Origin of the sequence: Bradyrhizobium sp. GCM10028915 (genome assembly GCF_042666195.1) — a bacterium.
Lineage (GTDB): Bacteria > Pseudomonadota > Alphaproteobacteria > Rhizobiales > Xanthobacteraceae > Bradyrhizobium > Bradyrhizobium canariense_D.
The window spans coordinates 1-3,717 of record NZ_JBHTFN010000029.1 but is presented as its reverse complement, the minus strand read 5'-3'; the positions used below and the strand labels follow the sequence as shown (position 1 = coordinate 3,717).

At 56.0% G+C, this 3,717-nt stretch carries 4 protein-coding genes; 2 read left to right on the top strand and 2 right to left on the bottom strand.

The window, feature by feature from the left end:
- Window positions 1-207, top strand: a 207-nt coding sequence (locus ACFQX9_RS16655; protein ID WP_377789586.1) for a hypothetical protein, incomplete at its 5' end; no start/stop codon positions are given.
- A 21-nt stretch (window positions 208-228) separates the two neighbouring features.
- On the opposite strand, the gene ACFQX9_RS16650 is transcribed toward ACFQX9_RS16655, so the two are convergent.
- Window positions 229-366: a hypothetical protein gene (locus tag ACFQX9_RS16650; RefSeq protein WP_377789584.1), complete on the bottom strand. Its 138-nt coding sequence runs from the start codon at window positions 364-366 to the stop codon at window positions 229-231.
- A 486-nt stretch (window positions 367-852) separates the two neighbouring features.
- Between ACFQX9_RS16650 and ACFQX9_RS16645 the strand changes: the two genes are divergently transcribed.
- Window positions 853-1,410 carry a hypothetical protein gene (locus tag ACFQX9_RS16645; RefSeq protein WP_247367259.1) on the top strand — a complete coding sequence of 186 codons (558 nt, stop codon included), beginning with the start codon at window positions 853-855 and terminating at the stop codon, window positions 1,408-1,410.
- A gap of 778 nt (window positions 1,411-2,188) precedes the next feature.
- Here ACFQX9_RS16645 and ACFQX9_RS16640 read toward each other — a convergent pair.
- Window positions 2,189-2,533: a hypothetical protein gene (locus ACFQX9_RS16640; RefSeq protein WP_204513898.1), complete on the bottom strand. Its 345-nt coding sequence runs from the start codon at window positions 2,531-2,533 to the stop codon at window positions 2,189-2,191.
- Window positions 2,534-3,717 lie beyond the last annotated feature (1,184 nt).

Here is a 3,717-nt window from a genome sequence, read left to right as displayed (position 1 = left end):
GTCCGCGCTGACGCCAGAGAGTTTATGCTGATGAGCCAGCAAGCGACGGACATAGAAAAGCGCGAGCTGTTTAAGCGCTTGGCGGATGAACTCGCCTTCGAGGCCCTCGAGCTTGAGCTAATCGTCAAGAAAAACGAGCGAGCTAATCCGTGCGACCAGCACGAGGTCGTGGAGTTTAAGCCGCCCTCTCAGCGAACGCGTGGCTGACGCGGAAGAGGGTCAAGCCGGCTAGATCGGCGTGACAACGGAACTTTGCGCATGGCTCCGCCAGCGGACGCTGCTCCGCCTTCGCCGCATCGCATTGCGGTTGGGAGGGCTCAATCCGGAAGCGGTGATGTCATTGTACGCCGCCAGCAGTTCATCCATGTGGTCCTTCCGTCGATTTCGAAGAACAGCGGGGTTTCAGGCAAGACGCCCAGGCTACGGAACTGATCGACTATTTCTCGGTGAACCTCGATCGCAGCCCACGGACCCACCCGTAAATTTCCCAAGTGTTCGAAACGAGGCGCGCTGGTTAACTGGTGCGGGTGAGCACCGCACCATGAAAACGCCGAAGCCAAAGCAATGGACCGACCGCGAGGTCCAGCAATTGTCGAAGCTGGCACGGACGGGCGCTGGCGTATCGAAGATTGCAGCCGAGCTGGGCCGTCACGCAGGATCAGTGATGCGAATGGCGCGAACGATAGGGGTATTGTTGAAGAAGTAGCCGTCGAGGAAGCTCGCGCATGCCCCGCCCGAAGGAGCGCAGCACGGCTGACCTACAGGCCGGAACCACGACTAATGTCCCGCACAAGCCTGAGCGCGGCGCCAGTATTTCTACCGTAGAAGAGCGTCTGATCGAGCTGCGAAAGAATGGTCAGCCCAAATAGCGTGATGGCAATGCCTCTAAACATTGTCGTGGACCACGGTGCAGTGCAAGTTCAAACGGCCCCGGCCGCAGGTTGGGAGGAACAGCCGGGGCCGGTATTCCCATTCCATGTGCCGCAATCGGCGGTAATCGGCACGCACCTAGCAAGCCAGATAAAAGCTAACGAATTGTTTCGTAAGTCCCGAATTCGGAGCGAAGCGCTGCTTTGGTGTTGCAACGGCAACGTGCTTCGCAACCAACATAGCGCGAGCGCCGCCCGTACTTGTACGGAGGTTGAACCAAACCTCTTGCCGTTGCGTGTCGTCCATATTCAACGTCTACTTCAGATTGATTTTGTGACGATCCGATTTTTCAGACGAGGCCGGTCCATGAGCGTCAAAGCCATGATGGCGACTATCCTCAAGAACCACCTGACATCGCGCGGAGTGCATTCGCTGACGCATTCGGACTGCGCGGAGATCGTGGAGCACTTGATCGAAAAGCTCACTGAGCTTGAGCTTAGTTTAGCGCGAGAAGTAGCCAACAACCAGAAACTGCAGTAGCACGAAGCATGATGAGCAATCGAGACTGACAGCGGCGTGATTGCTGATCCGTTCCGCTGCCCGATGGCCGCAGTCTGAACACGCTGCACGTCGCCACGACCGACGACGCTCTCGGCGCGCGAGAATGATGCGCCGGAATGGTGCCCCTAACGACATTGATGCTGTTTGTGGCACTATCGGCGCAGGTCGCGCCCATGGGCGAGAGACCGTCTCGATTAACCCGACCGAGATGTGTAGAGCGCCGACAGCGACCCAACTCACGACTAGGTGAGTAGGCCATGTGCTTACAAGGCAGAGGCCCCAGGAGTGCCTGAGGCGGACCTCTTCCCTCATCAACTAATCGTCGTCCCGGTCGTGAGGATGGTGTTCGAGGTGGTGCTCATGGTGATGGTGCTCTGCCCCACCTCCGTTCACACCTTTTGCCCCAGACGCAGCGATGGCGTTTGACGTGAGTGAGGTCGATAGAAGCAAGGTCATGGCGGGCGGCGTTACGGCCGCAAATCTACCGCAGGTCCTCAAAAATTCACGTCGATCGTCATCTTCTGTCGAGGCATGACATCCACGTCACGAACGTCTTCGGACCGACAGAGGCACCACATTATTTTCAGTTATCCGAATTTAATTCGTTAAATGTATTTAATCGATCATGCAATGCAACGAAGGCAGCTTAATATTCGGGGTTGGGTGAATCCGAACGTGTACCTCCTCAGCGGCGGTGGCGCTCTTGAGTATGTCCAGAGCAGTGATCCGTCTGGAACGGATGGGAGTATCGTCCTAATTAAATGGACAGCTTCTTGATGTTGTTGTAATTTTCTCGGGTTTCAGCTTCGGAACTGATGTTTTGGAGCAACTCATGCCGGAGTATCGAGCCTACATTCTTGGATCGGACGGCCACATACAGCTTCGCCTTGAACTTGATTGCGTCGACGAACCAACGGCGAGCGAACGAGCCAAGCAGCTCGTTAACGGCCAAGACGTCGAGCTTTGGGAAGGTGCGCGCAAAATCGCGACATATAGGCCAGAAGAGTAAGGTCGCCGACACTGGCGCGCTGGACCAACCCACATTTCGATTGCCGCGACGAGGATCTTGCTCATAGGGGCATAAGCGCACACTGCGCGTCATTCGTGGTCGCCGTTGATCCGGGGGCAATCGTCTCCCGGCGCGAGTAATCATTCTCCTCTGTGCGTGCTTGAGGCTCTGTTCTTTCATTTGCACAAGCGACGTTGCATTCTTGGAAATGGGACGACAGCTCAAGCTCAGCCAAGTGCTCCCAGTATTCTGCTTCCGCGAGGAGCTTCCATTTATTCACGCCATTGTACGCTGCTTGTTGACGACACAGCGAACCCATCGCGCGTAAGCGTCGCACCTTCTCCACTGCGGACCCCCTTCGGCTTGTTTTTCACAAACCTGTTATTTCTGAGTGTCAGAGTTAAAGTCTCGCAGATTGAAATGACAAGCCCGGTGTTTGACTGGTTTTATGACAGCGCAATAGTCTGACTTTTGCCGCTAGCGTGCATCCGGTTGAAACATTGACCTAGATCGATAAACCCCGCTCTTCCGACTGCCCGCAATCCCCCTCGCGGAGGCGTTTAGGAAGGTGGCGGCTCCAGTCCGATGACTGGAGCCTTTTGTCCGCCATCCATCAAAGCAGGTGAGCAGTCCCAGCGCTGAGTGCAATGTCGAGTGTCAGCGCCAGAGCGTCGTCCGCCTGCGCTCTGCGCAGGCATGCAATAAGGTTCGCACCAGCAGCAGTGAACTTTTGAGCGATCCTTCTTCGATTATGGTTAGCTTTTCATCACTCCGACGTTTGATCCTTACTTTGTCTCGCCGCATTGGACCACGAACCTGCTCGACGACCGATGCCAATTGATCAACACAACCCCCGCTATTGCGCGAGCCTCGGAGGGCTATCAGTTACTGCAACTTGGACACTAAGAGCCCGACACACGCAACGAGCGTTGCCGTACTCAGGGTCAAGAGCTGCTCAGTGCGGGCTTGCAGATAGCGGTTAGCAACCAGCTGATTCAGTTGATTTCGAAGCCCCTCAGATCGAATTTGCTGGAATGCCAGTTCGCAGAGCGCTCACACCATCTAATGGGACGTAAGCTCTGACAGATTACGACAGGCGCAAGCAGGAGCCAGCGTGCAGCTTTAAACGTTTACGGGCGTGGATCGATCTCGAAGATGATCGACATGGACCGGACCGAGCGCTTCTTTGCCGGATGACTGTCGTGGGCACGATCTGCCTCTGCGCCGCGTTTACGATGTGGATGCTCGTTTGAGCCGCCACTCATGCCGCCAACGGA